Raw genomic sequence first — 18,260 nt, 5'->3', positions numbered from 1 at the left:
GGCTCAACCTTCGGCGAGGTCGCGGCGGCGCAGGCCGTACAGACCGAGGCCTGTCAGCGCCGCGGCGAGTGCGGCCAGCACCACCGTGGCCACCGGGGCGAACGACCCCAACGGGTGCCAGGGGAGGTGGGACAGCACCGACGTGTTCGTCACCCATCCCGGCAGCCCCCAGTAGGACCCCAGGATCTGGACGAACCCGCTGTACACGAGCACGGCCCAGGCCACGGTCATGGCCTGGGGGGCGAGCCCGAGCAGCGCGACGGGGACGGCGAGCAGCACCAGCGCCTCCGGGACGCGGAGCAGGGTCGCCCCGATGGTCTCTCCCACGAGGCCGAGATCGCCGGTCGACACGGCGGCGCCGATGCCGAGCGCGGCACCGTACACCGCCAGCAGGATGACCCCGGCGAGCGCGGAGACCAGCAGAGACGACCCGAGCCACGTCGATCTGCCGGTCGGCCCGGCCAGAACGGGACCGATGCGGCCGCGCACCTCCTCCCCCCGGAGCCGGATGACCGACAGGACCGCGAAGACGCCGGTGTAGAGGGAGCCGGTGAACACCATGAGGCTGATCCAGGCTCGCCCGAAGTCCGCCCCGGCGAAGATCGGCAGATCGGTGTTCGACATTCCGCCGGTCATGCCGCCCAGGACGAGGCCGACGCCGAGAAACGCGGCTCCCCACCAGCCGATCGTCGCCTGCTGAAGTCTCAGGGCGAGCGTGAACGGCGAGCGCAGCCAGGAAGGCGCCGAGGGCCGGCCGGGACGCGGGGCGACCAAGGAGGCACCGAGATCCCTGCGGCTCGCCAGCGTGTAGGCGCCGGCGACCAGGAGCCCGGTGAGCACAGCCGAGAGGCCGAGTGGCCACCAGCGCTCGTCCGCCAGCACCCGGGTCTGCTGCGACCAGCCGATCGGCGACAGCCAGAACAGCGGACCGCCCTCCTGGCTCTGCATCGCCCCCGCGCCGCGGAGAATCCACGCCACGAAGAGCGCCGCGCCGGCGAGCCCGCCGGCGCCTCTCGTGTGCTCGGTGATCTGGGCGGTCACCGCGGTGACCGCGGCGAACACCAGCCCGGCCGCGGCGAGCGAGGCGCCGAACAGCAACGCGCTGCTTGCGGGAAAGCCTAGGCTGATCGCCGCGGCGGCGGTGCAGACCGCCAGGACGACATCGCTGATCAGGGCGACGATCAACGCGGCGGTGAGCTGGGCGTGGCGGCCCACGGCGGCCGCCCGGATGAGTTCGGCCCGGCCTGTCTGCTCTTCACCCCGGGTGTGCCGGGTGATGAGCAGGACGTTCATCAGCGCGGCGGCCAGCAGGAACTCGACCCAGTAGGCGGCGAGGAAGTAACGCTGCGAGGTGACGTCGCCGAAAAGGGGCCCGCCGAGCACCCTCATGAACGACGTCTGGATCATCTGCGCGGCTTCGGCCATGGCCTCCGGCGTCGGGACGACCGCGGTCACGGCCGCGTGGTAGAAGCGCGGGACGAGGACCGTGATGGCGAGCACCCAGATGGGCAGCTTGATCCGGTCGCGGCGCAGCGCCAGCCGTACCATCGCGCCGGTGCAGGTCAGGTGGCCGCCCGGCGCTCTCGATCCGGTACGGCCCCGCGCCGGGGAAGCCGTCGCGGTCATGCCGCCCGCCTAGTCGCGTAGTGCCGGAGCATGAGCTCTTCGAGCGTCGGCGGATGGCTGACCAGGGAGCGGATGCCGAACCCAGACAGGTGCCGGACGGCGGCGTCGAGGTGTTCGGCGTCCACGCTGAACCGCACGCCTGCGTCTTCGATCTTCGCGTGGTGGATGCCCGGCAACCGGTCGAGGCCGGTGACCGGGGTGGCGGTGCCGGCCACGATCGTCGTCCGGGTGAGGTGCCGCAGCTGTGCCAGCGTCCCCGACTCCACGACCTTCCCGTCCCGGATGATGGTGATGCGGTCGGCGAGGGTTTCGACCTGGGCGAGGATGTGACTGGACAGCAGGATGGTGCGGCCGGCGGCTTTGGCCTCCGCGATGACCTGCTGGAACACCGCCTCCATCAGCGGGTCCAGCCCGCTCGTGGGCTCGTCGAGGATCAGCAGCTCCACGTCGGCGGAGAGGGCGGCGACGAGGGCTGTCTTCTGGCGGTTGCCCTTGGAGTAGGTCCGCGCCTTCTTCCGGGGATCGAGCTCGAACCGCTCGATCAACTCGTTCCTGCGCTTGATGTCGAGCCCGCCACGCAGCCGGCCGAGCACGTCGATGGCCTCGCCTCCGGTGAGGTTGGGCCACAGCTCCACATCGCCCGGCACGTACGCCAGCCGCCGGTGCAACGCGACGGCGTCGGCCCAGGGGTCACCGCCCAGCAGCCTGGCGCTGCCGGAGGTGGCGCGCATCAGGCCCAGCAGAATGCGGATGGTGGTGCTCTTTCCCGCCCCGTTCGGGCCGAGGAAACCGTGCACCTCTCCGGTGTCCACGGTGAGGTCGAGCCCGTCGAGGGCGCGTGCCGGCCCGAAGGTCTTGACGAGCCCGGAGGTGGCGATGGCAGGGATCATGGTTTCTCCGATGAGCGGGCCTCGTTGAGCATGGCGAGGAGGCGACCCGCGATCTCCTCAGGCCTCGATCATTTAGAGCCGGCCGGTCACCCGGGCGTCGAACTCGCGGTCCGGGAGGGATCTGTTGAGGCTCAGGAGAGCTTCGGCCTGCCAGCCCACGACGTAGCGAGTGTCCGGCCGGGCCGACTCGACGGCCTGCCGGATCGCCGTGGCGACGACGCCGGGGTCGGAGGCCGGGGTGTCCTCGCCCAGCTGGGTCTCGGCTGCGCGCGCCATGGCTTCGGCCATCTGCCGGTAGGCGCCGCTTCCCGAGGTCTCCCGTAGTTGCCGCGCGGTCCCGGCCTCGAAGTCCGTCTTGATGATGCCGGGCTGGATGACGACCACGTCGATGCCGAACGGCTCGACCTCCATGCGGAGCGTGTCGGAGAAGGCCTCCAGGGCGTGCTTGGAGGCGTAGTACCAGGCACCGAGCGGCAAGGCGATCTCGCCGCCGATCGAGGACACGTTGACGATCGTGCCTGATCGCCGCTCCCGCATCCGCGGCAGGACCAGCTGGGTCAGCCGGGCCGGTGCGAACACGTTGACCTCGAACTGATCTCGGGCAGTCGCCAGAGGCGTGTCCTCGACCGCGCCGTGCACGACGGCGCCCGCGTTGTTCACCAGGACGTCGATCCGCTGGTGCTCATCCAGGATGGTACGGACGACCCGCTGGAGATCTTCTTCCTTGGTCACGTCCATGGGCAGGGTGTGACCGCCTGCTTCGCGGATCGCGGCCATTTTGCCCACCCGCCGCGCTCCGCCGTAGACGATGTGGCCGCCGCGCAGGAGCTCGAGTGCGGTGGCGTGGCCGATGCCGGATGAGGCACCGGTGACGAGACATATCTTGGCGGCCATGCCAGGGATCTCCTTGGGATGCGATGCCGTCCGGGGGCGCTCATTGTTCACGCACAGGGAAAGCTACGGCTGCGTTCGAGCTGTAGGCAAGTGACTAGCGGCGTTGTCGCAGCTCAGAGGGCAGCAATTGGTGCAACGACATTGTCAGCGAATGCAACCGGCTCGATGCCGTGTCGCAATCAGCCATGGCTGGGGACATACTTGTGCAGGCGCGCGACAAGGGGAGGATCGATGCCGGGAGGGCGCCTGACGTACGAGGACCGCCGCACGATCGCCGAGGGGCTGGCGGAAGGGCTCACGTACGCGGAGATCGCCCGCCGCCTGGAGCGGCCGAGGTCGACCATCGGCCGCGAGATCGCACGCAACGGCGGCCCGCACGGCTACCACGCGGCCCGGGCCCAGCAGGCGACCGGATGGCGCGCCCGCCGCCGGCCGAGCTCGCCACTGAGCACGCCCGCCACCGCGAACGCCGACGAGCGTGATCCCCTCGCCGTACGGGAGTACGAGCAGAGGTTGACCAGGCTGATGTCAGGAGGGTGGCCGCCCATGGCGGCCAGGGTGATGGTCTGCCTGCTCACCAGCGATTCCGGCAACCTGACCGTCGCCGACCTGACCGAGCGGCTGCGGGTCAGCCCCGCGTCGATCTCCAAGGCCGTCGGCGCGCTCGAGCAACTGGGGTTCGTCACCCGCGAGCGTGACAACCGGCGTGAGCGGTACGTCATCGACGATGAGGTCTGGTATCGGGCGTGGCTGGTGGGCACCCGGTCGATGGCGCTGTGGGCGGACACCATCCGGGAAGGCGTCGATCTTCTCGGCGCCCAATCCCCCGCCAGCATCCGGCTCAAGACCGCAAGCCGGTTCTTCGACCTCCTGAGCCGCGACATGGCCCAGGCGGCCGAACATTATCGTCGAACCTTCTCCGGCACCGGGGACTGATCACCGCATTGGCCCCTTGGCGCAGCGTGCCCTGGAGCCGGCGCTCGTGCACGGTCTGCTCAGGGCAGCAGTGCCAGCTTGCCCACAGTGGCCCGCGCTTCCAATGCCGCGAGTGCCTTCGGCCCCTCGGCCAGCTCATAGATGGTGGGCCGGCCGGGGCCGAGCACTCCGGCTGCGAGGAGCCCGAACATCTCACCCATGACGTCGCCGAAGATTTGCGGTGCGGACTGGATCAGGATGCCGATGTTCAGGCCGATGACAACAACAACAACGTGGATCTGATGCTTTTGACGTGCTCCTCCACATGAATGAGTGTGGAGGATTCCTGTGCTGCTTACGCAGCAGCTCGCGGCGCGGGTGCGGGCGAGACTGTGGGACAGGATGCTTGACGCTTCACAGGCCCCGGTATCCCGGAGTCTCCACGTCCTGTGACCGCCCGTCCGGCGGCAAAGTTGTACCGATGAAGCTGGTTTCGGGCGGCGTTGGTATCGGCGTTGCCGATCCATCCGCACGCCAGGTTCTTGCACGCGAACCGCGACTGCGTTTCGCGAGATCCTGCAGTGGTGGTGTGGCAGCGGTGGCACTCTTGGCTGGTGCCGTGCGGGCGGACCTTGGCGACCACGCCGCCGCGGTCGGCGCTCTTATAAGTGAGGAACTGCACCGTTCGGCCCCACGCCTCGCCCGCGATCGAGCGATTCAGGCCCCGCTTTTGGGCGACGCCGGCCCCCGGCTCCTGCGCGGTCCCGGACGCCGAGGCCATCATGTCGGTGATTTTCAGGTCTTCGACCACGATCGCGCTGAACCGCCGCGCGAGGTCGATCGTGCTCTGATGCTGCCAGTCGACGGCTCGGCGCTTGGCTATCGCGCGGAGCCGGGCGATCTGGTCGTAGGTGCGGCGTTCCCGGTTGGAGACCGGGGCGCCTTTCTCGCGGGTGGCACGCTGACGGGCGCTTTTGCGCTCCAGACGCAAGAGCCGCTCGCTCTGCCCGCTGGAGAGCCACGGGCCGTGCCGAAAGTGTTCCCCGTTGGACAGGGCGAGGGGGACCGTGATGCCTCGATCCATGCCGGCCTTCGGCCCGGTATGCGGGACGGGCGCGGATACGAGCAGCTCGATACGGAAGACGATGTTCCATCCGTGGGCTTGTTTCACCAGGCGAGCCCCGGTGACCCTGCCGGGTGGTCCGCCCTTGGTGACACCGGGCAGATCCTTTGTCCAGCGGAACTTCACCCGCCCGAGTTTGGGCAGGTTCACCGCGCCCCACCTGCGGTTGATCCGGGTGATCTGCAAGTCGCGGGCCTGGGGGACGTCCACGGCCATCCGGGAGGAGAACCGGCCCTTGAACGTCGGGCGCTTGGCCGGGTGGTCGGGGTTGAAGTAGTTCGCCCACGCCTGCCGGTAGGACTTCAGCACGGCTTGCGCGGCCTGAGCGGGCAGTTGCCCCATCCACTCGATCTCGTGGCGGGCTTGCCGAATCGCCGCATCGCACTCCTTCAGGGAGGCGAACCGGCCCTGGCGGAAGGTCGTGAACTCATGGAGCAGATTCCACAAGGCACGCGCGGTGTGCGCTTGACCGTCCAAAACGGCCACCTGGGCCGGACTGAGGTCGAGTCGCGCCACGTGCGCACGAGTCCGCTTCACCTTCTCCACACACTGATCATATCCTTTGGTTTATGTCACCGCGCTGGAATCCGAACCCCGATGTGAGAACGGGACGACATGTCGTCTACCACCTCCATGCCCATTTGGTCTTCGTCACAAAGTACCGGCGTGGGGTGTTCACCGACGAGATGCTGATCCGCTGCGAGGAACTCATGCGCGAGGTATGCGCCGACTTCGAGGTCGAACTGCGCGAGTTCAACGGCGAGCACGACCACGTCCACCTGCTGGTCCACTACCCGCCCAAGGTCGCCCTGTCCAAACTCGTCAACTCACTGAAAGGGGTCTCGGCTCGGATGCTTCGCAAGGAATACAGCGCACACGTGCGCAAACACCTCTGGGGCGGACATTTCTGGTCCGGTTCCTACTTCGCCGGATCGGTCGGCGGCGCGCCCCTCGCCGCGCTCAAGCAGTACATCGAGCAGCAGAAACGACCTGCGTGAGTGAAGCTGCCGACAAACCTGAAAGGTCAGGGCACACTCGCGCCCTAGCGGGCACTCCCACGTGGGCCTTCACCCCCGGCATAAACGCCCGAGCACATTTTGGTAGTTTTCCCACCGCTGCTTCAGGTGTACGTGACGTACGCCAAGCTGCTCTTCGGACGCGTTCTGACCTCCTTTACCACCTGTCGTCGATACGTTCGCGACGCAGTGATTGGAGGACGGATGGGACGCAGACTGGTCATCAACGACCTGCGGGTGCAGTCGATCAGCCACCATGATGGCCATCGATCGTTCACCATCGTCTGGCCGGAGGGCACGGTCCATGAGCCGGCGGATCGATTTCTCCGGAGACACGAGCGGTCGGGCACGCAGCGGACCTACGCCTACCTGCTCGTGGATCATCTTCGATGGTTAGAGCGTGAGGCCCTGGCCCTGGAGGCGGTGTCGCTGCGTGATCTGGCCACTACATGGCCGCGCTGGGTGCGGAGTGGCGCGGCCCCTACGGGGAGCCCTGGCGAGCCGACCGACCCCCCTTCAACTCTGACACGCTGACCACGATGGCGGCGTGCCTGAAGGGGTTCTACCTGCACCAAGCAGCATTGGGCGTCAACCGTGAACTCGGGCAACAGCTCAGCCTTTTCCGGCTGCCGACGCGTGCCGACCGTGAGCGGGCGCTGCTCGGACACCTGACTCGCGAGCTTCCTAGCAACCCGTTGGCGCCGCGACGGGGCCGGCGGCGTCATCCCAAGATGCTGCCCGAGGGGGCCCGTGCCCGGCTCGCTGAAGCGGTGCTGTCCGCCCGCGACCGGCTGGTGGTGATCTGGCTGGCCGATGCAGGGTTCCGGATCGGTGAGCTGTGCGGCCTCCACCTGGCCGACCTGCACTTGCTGGAGAAGGCCGCGTGCGGTGAGTGCCGCTCGCCCCACGTGCATGTCTGCCACCGGGACGCCAATCCCAACCAAGCACGGGCCAAGACCGGATACCCCTGGTGCGTGGAGAACGGCACCGTCCGCGGCGGCCTGATCAAACGCGTCAGCCCGGCAATGATTCACACGTACTTCGAGTACATGACCACCGAGTACCCACGCCAGGCCGGGCACGGCATGCTCTTGGTTCAGCTGCACGGCCCGGGTCACGACGGCCGTGGGCGCCCGCGGCCGCCCGGGGGATGCTCCGCCGGGCGGGTGAGCGGGCGGGCCTGGGCAGGATCCGCCCCCACGAATTCCGGCATTCCTTCGCCACTGCCGTTCTCGATGCCTCCGACGGCAACCTGCTGGTGGCTCGGGATGCGGGCGGGTGGGCTTCCACCGCGGTGGTCGATGAGATCTACGCGCACGTCGACATTCACGATCCGGTCTTCGAGCGGGCCCTGCGCACGGTCTGGGGACAACCATGAGCACGGCGCAGTACGTCCAAGCTCACCCTGATCATCGTGTTGGTGTTCGGCTCGGCCAGCTCCTGTCCTTACTCGACAGAGCGGACGTCGATCCGCTGTTCCGGCAGGAGATCGTGCACATTCCGTCGGACCATCCGACGTTCCGGTGGCGCTGTGCCGTTCACGGCTGTCAACGCCACCCCGCCACCAGCTCGAAGCTGTGCTCCCTGCACGCGCAGCGGTGGCGCCGAGCCGATCGTGACTGGCTGGCCTTCGCCGCCTTCATCGCGGCTGAGGAACCGCTGATACCGCTGCGTGGAGGCGAGCAGCCCCGATGCATCATCTGTCCGGAGCGGCCGGCCCGTGGCCCCATCCAGCGGCTGTGTGTCCGGCATGGTGATCGTTGGCATCATGCCGTCGGTTTCGATCCTTCGCTCGCCTTCGAGCAGTGGGTGCTGAGTGAGGAGGCTTTTCCCGGCTTCGGGTCCTGTCTTGTCACCGCTTGTGAGGATCTGGCCGAGTCCCCCTTGCTGCTGTGCCGCTTCCACCGGCTGACTTACCAGCGCCACGACAGCCCCGGCGGGGCTAGCCTGCCGTCACGATGGGCCCGGTTTTACGACGGGCGAGGCAAGCCGACACCGGTCTCCTACGTCGATGAGGATCAGTTCCGGCGCTGGTGCGCCCGCGCGCCCGCGCGCCTGGTGGTCGGGCAGCTCAACCTGCTTGGGCTGCGGCCGCTGGCCCGGGCCGAGATTCAATGGACCCTGGTCAAACACACCGAAGGGGACCGCACCCAATGGCGGCTTCCGCTTCTGCAGGGCCTGGTCAACATCTGCCGCGAACGTGATCTGAACTCGGTGGCCGACCTGGACGTCGCCGCGTTGCGCAGACCCCATCAAGCGATCGTCACCGAGATGCTCAACGAGCTCAGGCTGATCTATTTCACCCCCGCACAAACCCGGGAGGCCGGATTCATCGAGACGGACCATTTCGGGGTCCGCTTCACCCAGCGTCAAAGCCACTACGACCTGACCGACATCACCCAGCGCTGGCTGCGCGACCTTGTTTGGGATGTCATGGCCGACCTGCTGCGCTCGCCACGGTGCCCGCGCAGCGGCGGCACCTTCGACGGCCTGCGCCGCGGCGCGGTGAGTTTGAGCGCCTTTTTGGAGGCCGAGGTTTCCGGCGCGGGTCACGACCCGACAGTGCTGCGGGCCGAGCACATGCATCGTTTCCTGGCGGACATGCGCCATCGTGAGCGCCATGGCCTGCTCGCGCGGGGCATCCATCGGCGTGACGGCCGTCCCTCGATCGTCACCGCCATCACCCGCATGTACGTGTTCAGCACCGTCCACCGGCTGTTCCGATTCGCCCTCGATTCCGGAGCGGCCGACCGGCTGGGGTTGGATCGCCACTTCATCCTCGCCGCCCGACCGGAGGAGGGATCAACCCTCGCCCGCGCCGGCGGCCCTTCCCCGACGATGTCGCCCAGGCGCTGACTGATGAGGCCAACCTGCAGCAGTTGGCGGGCATGGACAGGTTCGACAGCGGGCTTCGCGACATCTGGGAAGCCATCGTCGCAACAGGGCGGCGCGGCGGTGAGGTGGTCAACCTCCGCCTGGACTGCCTGGGCCGCTATCACGACCTGCCGATGCTGTGGCACGACCAAACCAAGGTCAGCAATTTTGATCAAGCTATCCGCATCCCGGAATCCCTCTACCGCGTCCTGACGATGCGCCAAGACAAGACGATCGCGCGCTTCACCCGGCTGCATGGCCGCGCTCCGACCGAGCAGGAAAAGTCGGACCTGGCGTTGTTTCCCCGCCGAAGTCGCAACCGCTCCGGCACCAAGGCCATGTCCTATGGCTGGTACTCCACCTGCTTCCGTGCCTGGGTCAAGGGGCTTGATCTCGGCGGCCATTACGTCACCCACCAGGCCCGCCATACCCTGGCGACCAAGCTGCTGCGCCACGGCGCGGGCCTGCACCACATCAGGCGCTACCTGGGCCACGTCTCGGTCCGCATGGCCGAGCACTACGCACAGGTCGCCCTGTCCGACATCGAGGACGTGCTGCACCATGTCTGGGTCTCCGGCCCGGGCGCGGACAACCCAGGGGAGTTGCTCTGTGACGGGGGCACCACGATGACCCGCCAGGAGGCCGAGGCCCTTGCGGTCAACCTCACCCGGCGCAGCACCCCGACCGAGGGCGGCTTTTGCACCTTCCAGCCCGTCGTCGACGGTGGTGCCTGTCCGTGGAACCTGGACTGCCACAACTGCAAGAATTTCGTCCTGTCCGGCGCGGATCTGCTGTATTGGCGGCGTAAACGCGAGCAGTGGGCCTCGCACGCCGAGCGCGCCCCGACCGATGAGGTCGCCGACTACCTGCACAGCGTGTTCGAGCCCACCGCCCGGGCCATCGACGGTCTGGAGAGCGCGTTGTCGGCGCTGGGCCTGCTGGACAAGGCGCTGGCCTTGGACCTGCGTCGCCCTCAGGATTACTTCCAGCGGGTCTGGAGTATCGGCTTTCGCGCCTCCCAGCTCGCGGCTGCAGACCCGGAAGGCGGCGACGCCATTGACCTGGATGAGCTCGACGAAGGGCTGGAGGAGGGCGCGTGAGCGGCACCGAGCTCGGCCGCATCGCGGCTGCCGTCGAGGCCCGCCGCCGTAGCAGCCAGGCTAGGGTCCAGCGGGTCCATGACGCCCTGGTCCAGCTCGCACGCCAGAAAGTGCCGATCACCTACCCACTGGTGGCCCGGCGGGCCGAGGTCTCCCGCACATTCCTGTACGAAAACGCCCACGCCCGCGCGCTGATGGCCGACGCCCTAGCCCGAGACACCAGCCGGCGCCAGCACAACCAGGAGATCGCCGACGCTCAAGAGGAGACGTCCTGGCGGCAACGCGCGCTGAACGCCGAGGACGCTCTCAAGCAGGCGATGAGCGAGATCCAGACGCAGCGCGAGCGTATCGCGGTGCTCATGGGGGAGATCCGCGACCTGCAGCAGGAGATCTCGCCCCAGGCCGCCCAGCGGATCGTCGCAGCTAATACTGCGCTTCAGCAGCGTGTCCGCCAGTTGACCCAGGGCAACCAGAGGCTGGAAGAGCGGCTGAAAGCGGCACGGTCCAACTCCCGCTTCGCCGATCGCCGGATCGCCCAGCTCGAAGCCCAGGTACTTGGTCAATCCGGCCACTTACCCGGCCCGCCCGACTAGAACGCCTCGAGAGATCGGCTGCAAAGTCGGGGACACACCGGTGATCAATTCAGAGGAGTCGGCTTCGGTGGGAAGTCTGTCTACCGGGTCCTGGCCGACAGCGAAGCGGCTCCGGCCGAGAGCTGATCGTCTTGCTCAAGTGACGATCATCCGTCAAGGTCGACAGCGGCCATTGTAATCTGGGGCAGTTAGCCTCTTCCTCCAGGTCAAAGAGAGATGATCTTGTCAATCATGTGAGGCAAGTACGCCCGCCGGATGCGATCATTGCGTGGATGAGCGACTGCACCTTCTGCAAGATCGTGGCAGGTCTCTTGCCGTCCTATCGGGTCCTCGAGGATGAGCACACGCTTGCGTTCTTGAACATCAGACCTGCGTCTCCGGGACACACGTTGGTGATTCCGCGCGTGCATGCGCGCGACGTGTGGGAGATCTCCAAGACCTCTCACGGCGAGGTCGCCGACATGGTGCATCGGGTCGCGGCTGTGCTGAAGACGACCCTTGCCCCTGAGGGCGTGAACGTGAAGCACAACACAGGCGAGGCCGCCGGCCAAGACGTCTTCCACTACCACGTGCATGTGGTCCCGCGCTGGCGCGGGGACGACCTGCGTCTGACGTGGAGCTCCCCGCTTGCCCCGGCCCACGAACTGGAGCAGGTCTTGGAGCGGGTCACCGCAGGTCGCTGAGGGTCTTCCCAGGCCCTGGCTGGACGCCTTGAGCAGCGATGCCCTCATGCCAGGTGACCCAGGGTTTCAGGCGCTTCCCAGGCCGTCAGATGCCGCTCGGGGTCGGTTTCCTCCTGCGCGCACTGGTTGATCAGTTCGGCGAGGGCTTGCCGGTTCTGCTTGGGGAGGTCATGCAGGAGGTCGATCACCGGCTGGAGTACCTCCATCGCGGCCTCGGGCGCGATGGCGTCGTCGGCGCTGAGATCAAGCCCGATGACGATCTCTGTGAGGGCTTTGGCGAGGGCGCGTTCGAGCGTGGTCATGGTGGGGCTCCTGGCTGGTCATTGAGGGGCGGTGGGGCCCTGGTCAGCCTGCGGCCGGCTCGGTGAGCCGGGCTTCCACATCGGCGATCATCTGGGTCAGCAGGCTGGTGTTCTCCTGCCGGACCGCCTGCGGGCCGACCTTGTCGATGCCGGAGACCTTGGTGATGCACTCGTCGGCGGCTTGGGCCATCGTGGCGAACTCCTTGCGGGCGATCGAGTGCGGGTTGGAGGCCTCGAAGGTGGTGGCGCGGTGCATGTCCTTGACCGAGGTCATCGCCGCTCGGGCGGCGGACATCGCGTCGCGGGCGCTGAACTCGTCGCCGTGCCCCTCGCGCATGTAGCGGGTGGTCCAGCCCCGGCGTCGGCCCCACGGTTTCGTTCAGCGCCGTCGCCTGGGCGTGTGGGGGTGAGCGGGTTGGCGAGTGCGTCGAGGAAGGCGTGCAGGATTCGCGCTGCCGGTTCGTGCGGAATCTTTGCGAGCGTGGTGTGGGCGGCCTGCGCCGCGGTGGTGCCCGCTGCGATGGTGGCCTCGAGGGCTTGGCGGCGGCATATCGGCTGGTCGCCGAGCAGGTCGGTGATCGCCGATATGCGTCCGTTCATCATGGCGGGCAGGTCGACGTCTAGCCGGGTCCGCTGGCCGCGTAGGGTCAGGGCGTCCTCAGCGTGTAAGAAGACGTGGCCGCACTGCTCGCCGTAGATGCGCAGCGCGTCGATCACCTCGGCGGGCGCGCCGCCGAGTTGACCGCCGATGCGCGCAGGAAACTCCAGAAGGGCGGCGAAGAGCGCGCTGGCCGGTGTGCTGGTGTCGTGCTGCAGGCGGTGCGAGCGGTGGGCGGCCAGGTCGGCCAGCCAGTCGGCGAAGGACCAGGAGATCTCGGGCGCGGAGGCGGCGACCAGTCGGGTGGCCTGCCCGAGGAGGAAGTCGCCGGCCAGGACGGCTCCTGTGATTGACCAGTCGACGAGGCGGCCGGGTTGTGGCTGGTCGGGCATCGGCCCGAGGAAGGCGAGCGCGCCCAGGGTGGCGAGTTCGATGGCCGCGGCCAGGGTGGCGCGGGTGATGTCGGGCGGGGCTCCGGCCGCCATGAGCGCGCCGAGGAACGGGGCGGCGGGCCGCAGCCGTCGGTGCGGGTCGCTGTCGTCGGCGATGAGCAGGCGGGCGATGAACGGCCATTCCCGCCGCACGGTGCTGATGGCCACTTCGTCGCAGGCGAGCAGGAAGGGGGCCAGCAGGAGGTGGTCGCCGCCGTCTAGCCGCATCCGTTCGGCGGCGGTCAGGTTGGAGAAGCCCTCAGGTAGCAGCACGGCGCGTCTGACCTTGGCGAAGAGGGGGCGGTCGGTGTGCGCCGTGGCGGCTAAGATCCGCCAGGCCAGGTGGTAGCGCTGGCTGGCGTGCCGGGCGGTCTCGAAGTAGCCGACGAAGGTACGGCTGAGCGTGCGGCGGTAGGCGGCGGCCGCGGCCTGTGGGTCGCTGGGGTGGGCGGCGACCGCCTGGGCGGCCAGCACGCCGCTTTGGGTGGCGTAGCTGATGCCTTCGCCGGTGAAGGGGTTGCTCAGGCCGGCTGCGTCGCCTGCCAGCAGCCGCCCGTCGTCCACGACGTGGTCAGGGGAGAAGGCGCTGTTGAGCACGCCGGTGCGCGGCGGGCCACAGGGGCGGGCGCCGGTCAGTTCCGGGTGGGCGGCCAGCAGGGCGGCATGGGCCTGTTGGAGCAGGGTGCCGGGGTCGGCCGGTCCGAGCCGGGCGACGCCGAGGGTGAAGGTGCCGGCGTGGGCGGCGGGTGCCGCCCAGACGCATGTCGGTGTTTCGGCGGGATCGATGGTGCGCGGGGCGGGCAGCATCAGCAGGAGCCGGTTGGCGAGGGGGGCGCCGGTGTAGGGCTGTGTGCATGCCATGCCGGTGCCGGTTGGCGGCGGACCGCTGGCCACGACGACGTGCCGCGCCGCGACGGTGCCGATCTCGGTGGGCGGGTGGGTACCGCAGATCGTCGCGTGCTGGAGGCCGTCGGCCTCCAGGGTGATTGTCTCGACGACCCCCCGCAGCAGGGGCAGGCCGAGGTCGGCGAGGGTGTGGCGCAGAGCGGTGTCCAGGTCGGCCCGATCGCATACGGCGGCGGTGGCCTCCGGCAGGTGCCGGGTTGGGCCGGCGCCGAGCCGCAGTTCGACCGCGTCCAGGGGGCGTAGCGGGATGTGCCGGGCCACATCCAAGGCGGTGAGCGCGCGCAGCGCGGCCTCGCTCACGATCACGTCAGCGGGTGACCGGGACTGTCCGGGATCGGCGATCACGACGTGCAGCCCGTGGCGGGACGCCTCGATCGCGGCGGCGGCACCGGCGGGCCCGGCTCCCACGACCAGCAGGTCAACCTGGCGGTTCTCCTGGTGGTTCATCGGGGGCCTGGCATCAGGCCGGCGGCGATATCGGTCAGGTCGTCCTTGGCCGGGCCGACAGGTAACGCGTCCAACGCCGCCATGGCTTGGTCACGCCACTGCTGCGCGAGCCGTGTGGCGGCGTCGATGCCGCCGAGTTCGGCCACCAGCGCGCGCACGGCGATCATGTCGTCGGGGGCGAAGGCCGGTGACATGAGCAGGTGCGCGAGATCGCCGGTGGTGTCGGCGTGCAGCGCATACAGGGTGGGCGCGCCGAAAAGGCCGAGTGTGTGGTCGGTCTGGGTCGGCTTGCCCGCTTGGTGATCGGGGTTCATCTCCAGGCAGTCGTCCAGGATCTGGAAGGCGATGCCCAGCGCTTGGCCGAAGCGGGCCGCTGCCGCTACCTGTTCGGCGGGGGCCTGGGCCAAGCAGGCGCCGAGCTGGCAGGACAGTTGGAACAGCAGGCCGGTCTTGGCGCGTACCAGGGCTACGTAGTCCTCGATCGGCAGCGCGGTGTTGAAGGCGCGTTCGACATCCAGCAGCTCGCCGGAGGCGATCTGGGCGATCGCCTGCGATGTGGCGCGCGCGACGCCGGGCCCCAGGTCGGCCGCGTCCATCCCGGCCAGGGCGAAGACAGCGAGCCCGGCCAGCACCGCCTGTTCCGAGCCGGCCGTCACGTGTGCCGACGGTCCGCCGCGCCGGCTCGCCGCCTTGTCGATCACATCGTCGTGCAGCAGCGACGCCACATGCACCAGCTCGACCATGGCGGCCGCCTTGACCGTCGGGTCCGCCGGTGCTGCGCCCAGGCGAGTGCACGCCAGCAGCAGGCGTGGCCGCAGGAGCTTGCCGCCGCGGGCGACCAGTGCGTACGCGGCGGGCCGCAGCGGCGGGGGCAGGCGCGCGGCCAGCCCGATCAGACGCTCGCGGACCAGCTCGAGCGGGGCATGGGTGAACATCGGTGCGCTCACCGGCCCCGCCGGGGGATTTTCAGCCGCTCCAGAAGCCGCCGCTGCGCGTCCGGCCCGGTGTGCTGGGCCCGCGGCGGTGTGGATGACCCGTCAAGGCGTGCCGGGCCACCGGCCTGCTGGACTAGGTCGTAGATCTGTGCCGGGGTCAGTGCCTGCTGGTAGAGGCGCAGGTCGTCGATGTCGCCGTTCCAGTAGGTGGTCTGGCTGGGCAGGATCACCGCGCCGATCGTCACACCGCCCGTGCTGGTGCGCGTCTGATCGCTCACTGATGAGGCCGGGCTTGTCCAGCGGCCGTCCAGGTGGAGCCGGATGGTCTTGGCCGCGGCGGTGTAGACCGCGGCCACGTGCGTCCAGGTACCCGTGCTGGCGGCGATGGCGGACTCGGTCGGCAGCAAGGCGCCGGGGAGGTGGAACCACCAGCGGTCGGCGTGCACGCCGAGCTGAAATCCCGCGTCGGGGTTGCTGCCCTGGGCGACGGCTGTGAAGAACGAATCGGCCGTCAGGTCCTGGGTGATGCGGAACCAGCCGGCGACGGTGAAACTCGCGTTCAGATCCACCACCGGCTCGGCCGTGATCGCGTAACCGTTGGCGCCCGTCCGTAACGCGCCGCCCACCTGGCCGTCGCCGATCCAGGACGTGAGGCCGTGCAAGGTGGCCGTCCGGCCGTTGCCGGAAGCATCCACGGTGTCGCCGTCGAGCTTCCACCAGGCGGCCGGATCCGGCATGCGGGGCAGCTCGGCGGGGCCGAACACCTCGATACTCGGCGCCTTTTTCAGCTCGGCCAGCACCAGGTCGAACACAGCCCGGTCGTCCATGTAGGTCCTGACCTGGCTGCGGGTCATTCCTTTGATCGGAACCAGAGCCCGATCGTAGAGAGTGCGGGCGAGCTGGCCTTCATCGGGGTAGAGCACGGTTTGCCGCAAGCCTTGGATCACCTCTGCCGCATCATCCAAGTGCTCTTGGGTGACGACCTCCGGCGAGTTCGGATCGTTGAGGACGTTGATCATGAAATCGCGGTACTTGTCGTAGAATTCGAAGGCTGCTATCTCCTCATCTCGACTGGCCCATTTGCCGTACAGCCTCTCGCGCAGGCTGGTCTCGTTAAGGTAGGGCAGGCGCAGCAGCAGCCGGCCGAGCAGGCTTTGGGCGAAGAACTCATCACGCACCCTGTCGGCCGTTTCCTCCTCGGCGGTGAAGGGGACCACCCAGTAGTACTCTTCGAGGACGGGCAGGATTGGGCAGGGGTAGTAGTCGGGCGGGACCAGAGTGGCGCCGTTGCCGCCGCGGTAGACCACCGATCCGGAGTCGCCCGCCAAGTTAAAGTACGGGGTAAAGGCCAGGTCGGTGTAGGTGAAGATACCGGCGGGGGTTTCCACCTCTGCCTCCACTCCCACAGCCCCGATCCTGCTGGAGGTGTATCCGGTGGTCCGGCCCACCTTCTCGATGACCATTCCCGGATAGGGGGCCACCACCCCCCTCATCGGCCCGGCGGCCGAGGCGGCCAGGCTGGCGGCGGGCACCAGGCTGCCGTCCGGAGCCGGAACGATCAAGTCCACGTTGAGGGCGGTGAGCGCGGCGTCGATCCGGGTCAGCAGGCAGCCGCCGAAAATGTCTCCGGCGGTGACGATGCCGACGACTGGATGGTTGGTCGCCAGCTGCGGCATCAGGTTGCGGGCCGGCCGCATGTCGTAGAGGGTTCGGTCGGTGAGCTGGGCGATGGCCGCATCCACGTTGGTCCTGGCGCCCGGGGTGGGGACCCAGCGCTTCAGCAGGGCGATCGTGTCGCGGGTCGCGACACCGCCGTCGTAGCCGCCGGGCTGCACGATTGGGTCGCCGATCGCGGCGCGGCCCATGTCGGCCAGCACGTGGTTGTTCGACAGCAGGCACGCGGCGCCGTCGGTGTTGTCGACAACGAACAAGCCGAGCGTGCCCGCGGCCTTCTCGGAGCCGCGAGAGATGCTGCAGCCGGGCTGCACCGGGCGGATCCGTTCGACGATCGGATCATCGAGGTCGGCCACATTGCTGTGCTCGCGCACCGGTGCCGACCAGCCGGTGTGAAACGGCCCGGCCTGAATCACGTCGACCTGAGTGGTGCGGCCCTCGATCTGGATGGTCTTGGGCAGCAGCCGCCGACGTGACACCAGCGCCGCATGGCGTTTCCTGGCGACCATGACCACGACCGACGGCTGGCCGGTCCAGCGGCCGCCACGCTGGCGGAAGCCGATGCCGGCACCAGTGACGTTGGGGTCGGCGCCGAAGGTATCGAGAATGTGCCGCTTGCCCTGATGGAGGCGGGCCTCGGTCGCGGCGTCAAACCTCATGAGCCCTCCACGTGACGAAGCATGCGCGGCTGGTGGCCGCGTTGATGCAGACGGCGTAACAGGCCGACCCACACGGTGGCCGGGTGGGCCGCGTTCGGGTCGAAGTGCCGGGCCACGGTCGCGGCGCCCAGCGCCGCCACCGCGATGATGGCCCGCTGCTCGTCGCCGGTCGCGACCGCGGACGCCTTCCCGATCCCGGCCAGCAGCGCCAGACGCGGCACGCCCAGCAGACCCCGGGCGATGAGCAGGTCGGCTCCCGCGGCCACCTGGGTCAGCCGGTCAGGCCGCAGCCGGGTTTGCGCCGCCTGCAGCCGGGTGGCGCTGGCGCGGGTGGCAGCGCTGCCGGACTCGCCGAACCCGGGTACCTCGATCGGGTAGACCGCGCCCGCCTTGGCCACCTGCAAAACCATGAGCAGTTGCTCTTGCGACAGCATGGGGCGGGCAGCCGCCGGGGAGGCCAGCGCGGGGGTGGCGATCAGCGCGGCGGCGCTCGCCGTGCCGGAGACACGTAACAGGGAGCGCCGCGTGAGCCGCTGGGCAGCCGGTTCAGGTGGAGGGGTCGCTGTGCTCATACGCCTGGTGTCCTTTTCGCCA

General features: G+C 68.8%; 19 protein-coding genes. 8 read left to right on the top strand and 11 right to left on the bottom strand.

The window, feature by feature from the left end; all coding sequences use genetic code 11:
* Window positions 1-3: 3 nt before the first annotated feature.
* The 3 genes from OHA25_RS28645 to OHA25_RS28635 all read right to left on the bottom strand — a co-directional run bounded on the left by OHA25_RS28645 (window position 4) and on the right by OHA25_RS28635 (window position 3,410).
* Window positions 4-1,626 (bottom strand): ABC transporter permease, encoded by a 1,623-nt coding sequence (locus OHA25_RS28645; protein WP_327590542.1) that lies wholly within the window; start codon window positions 1,624-1,626, stop codon window positions 4-6.
* A complete protein-coding gene (locus OHA25_RS28640) occupies window positions 1,623-2,516 on the bottom strand; it encodes an ABC transporter ATP-binding protein (RefSeq protein WP_327590541.1) in 894 nt (297 codons plus the stop codon). The genes OHA25_RS28645 and OHA25_RS28640 overlap by 4 nt, the downstream gene beginning before the upstream one ends.
* 72 nt (window positions 2,517-2,588) lie before the next feature.
* Window positions 2,589-3,410: an oxidoreductase gene (locus OHA25_RS28635; protein WP_327590540.1), complete on the bottom strand. Its 822-nt coding sequence runs from the start codon at window positions 3,408-3,410 to the stop codon at window positions 2,589-2,591.
* Window positions 3,411-3,641: 231 nt separating this feature from the next.
* On the opposite strand from OHA25_RS28635, the gene OHA25_RS61505 reads away from it, so the two are divergent.
* A complete protein-coding gene (locus tag OHA25_RS61505) occupies window positions 3,642-4,346 on the top strand; it encodes a helix-turn-helix domain-containing protein (RefSeq protein ID WP_442942147.1) in 705 nt (234 codons plus the stop codon).
* Window positions 4,347-4,405: 59 nt separating this feature from the next.
* Here OHA25_RS61505 and OHA25_RS28620 read toward each other — a convergent pair whose 3' ends face one another.
* Together OHA25_RS28620 and OHA25_RS28615 are read right to left on the bottom strand one after the other, a co-directional pair.
* Window positions 4,406-4,546 (bottom strand): hypothetical protein, encoded by a 141-nt coding sequence (locus tag OHA25_RS28620; RefSeq protein WP_327590539.1) that lies wholly within the window; start codon window positions 4,544-4,546, stop codon window positions 4,406-4,408.
* Between the two features lie 134 nt (window positions 4,547-4,680).
* Entirely contained in the window at window positions 4,681-5,994 is a 1,314-nt protein-coding gene (locus OHA25_RS28615; RefSeq protein ID WP_327582889.1) for an RNA-guided endonuclease InsQ/TnpB family protein, read from the bottom strand.
* Between the two features lie 23 nt (window positions 5,995-6,017).
* Between OHA25_RS28615 and tnpA the strand changes: the two genes are divergently transcribed.
* The 7 genes from tnpA to OHA25_RS28580 all read left to right on the top strand — a co-directional run bounded on the left by tnpA (window position 6,018) and on the right by OHA25_RS28580 (window position 11,714).
* Entirely contained in the window at window positions 6,018-6,446 is a 429-nt protein-coding gene (gene tnpA / locus OHA25_RS28610) for an IS200/IS605 family transposase (RefSeq protein ID WP_327590538.1), read from the top strand.
* Between the two features lie 222 nt (window positions 6,447-6,668).
* The gene (locus OHA25_RS28605) at window positions 6,669-6,998 is read left to right on the top strand and encodes a hypothetical protein (protein ID WP_327590537.1); all 330 of its coding nucleotides are present in this window, start codon (window positions 6,669-6,671) and stop codon (window positions 6,996-6,998) included.
* Window positions 6,999-7,356: 358 nt separating this feature from the next.
* Window positions 7,357-7,842: a tyrosine-type recombinase/integrase gene (locus tag OHA25_RS28600; RefSeq protein WP_327590536.1), complete on the top strand. Its 486-nt coding sequence runs from the start codon at window positions 7,357-7,359 to the stop codon at window positions 7,840-7,842.
* Complete coding sequence (locus OHA25_RS28595; RefSeq protein ID WP_327590535.1) at window positions 7,839-9,320, top strand: hypothetical protein; 1,482 nt, start codon at window positions 7,839-7,841, stop codon at window positions 9,318-9,320. The genes OHA25_RS28600 and OHA25_RS28595 overlap by 4 nt, the downstream gene beginning before the upstream one ends.
* Before the next feature lie 32 nt (window positions 9,321-9,352).
* Entirely contained in the window at window positions 9,353-10,438 is a 1,086-nt protein-coding gene (locus OHA25_RS28590) for a tyrosine-type recombinase/integrase (protein WP_327590534.1), read from the top strand.
* On the top strand, window positions 10,435-11,031 hold the full coding sequence (locus OHA25_RS28585) for a DUF6262 family protein (RefSeq protein ID WP_327590533.1): 597 nt from the start codon (window positions 10,435-10,437) through the stop codon (window positions 11,029-11,031). The genes OHA25_RS28590 and OHA25_RS28585 overlap by 4 nt, the downstream gene beginning before the upstream one ends.
* 272 nt (window positions 11,032-11,303) lie before the next feature.
* Window positions 11,304-11,714 (top strand): HIT family protein, encoded by a 411-nt coding sequence (locus OHA25_RS28580; protein ID WP_132622911.1) that lies wholly within the window; start codon window positions 11,304-11,306, stop codon window positions 11,712-11,714.
* A 44-nt stretch (window positions 11,715-11,758) separates the two neighbouring features.
* Here the strand turns inward: OHA25_RS28580 and OHA25_RS28575 are convergent, their stop codons facing one another.
* The 6 genes from OHA25_RS28575 to OHA25_RS28550 are packed head-to-tail and all read right to left on the bottom strand — an operon-like array spanning window position 11,759 to window position 18,238.
* Window positions 11,759-12,016: a hypothetical protein gene (locus OHA25_RS28575; RefSeq protein ID WP_327590532.1), complete on the bottom strand. Its 258-nt coding sequence runs from the start codon at window positions 12,014-12,016 to the stop codon at window positions 11,759-11,761.
* A gap of 43 nt (window positions 12,017-12,059) precedes the next feature.
* Window positions 12,060-12,353 carry a hypothetical protein gene (locus OHA25_RS28570; protein WP_327590531.1) on the bottom strand — a complete coding sequence of 98 codons (294 nt, stop codon included), beginning with the start codon at window positions 12,351-12,353 and terminating at the stop codon, window positions 12,060-12,062.
* Window positions 12,287-14,398 carry a lycopene cyclase family protein gene (locus OHA25_RS28565; RefSeq protein ID WP_327590530.1) on the bottom strand — a complete coding sequence of 704 codons (2,112 nt, stop codon included), beginning with the start codon at window positions 14,396-14,398 and terminating at the stop codon, window positions 12,287-12,289. The genes OHA25_RS28570 and OHA25_RS28565 overlap by 67 nt, the downstream gene beginning before the upstream one ends.
* Window positions 14,395-15,333, bottom strand: coding sequence for a polyprenyl synthetase family protein (locus OHA25_RS28560; protein WP_327590529.1), 939 nt, complete (start codon window positions 15,331-15,333; stop codon window positions 14,395-14,397). Before OHA25_RS28560 ends, OHA25_RS28565 begins: the two co-directional genes overlap by 4 nt.
* An 8-nt stretch (window positions 15,334-15,341) precedes the next feature.
* On the bottom strand, window positions 15,342-17,666 hold the full coding sequence (locus OHA25_RS28555; protein WP_327590528.1) for a LamG-like jellyroll fold domain-containing protein: 2,325 nt from the start codon (window positions 17,664-17,666) through the stop codon (window positions 15,342-15,344).
* Entirely contained in the window at window positions 17,663-18,238 is a 576-nt protein-coding gene (locus OHA25_RS28550; protein WP_327590527.1) for a hypothetical protein, read from the bottom strand. The genes OHA25_RS28555 and OHA25_RS28550 overlap by 4 nt, the downstream gene beginning before the upstream one ends.
* Between the last annotated feature and the right edge of the window lie 22 nt (window positions 18,239-18,260).

Origin of the sequence: Nonomuraea sp. NBC_00507, assembly GCF_036013525.1 — a bacterium.
Classification (GTDB): domain Bacteria; phylum Actinomycetota; class Actinomycetes; order Streptosporangiales; family Streptosporangiaceae; genus Nonomuraea.
Note: the sequence above shows the minus strand (reverse complement) of the source record. Positions and strands in the feature narration are given on the sequence as shown.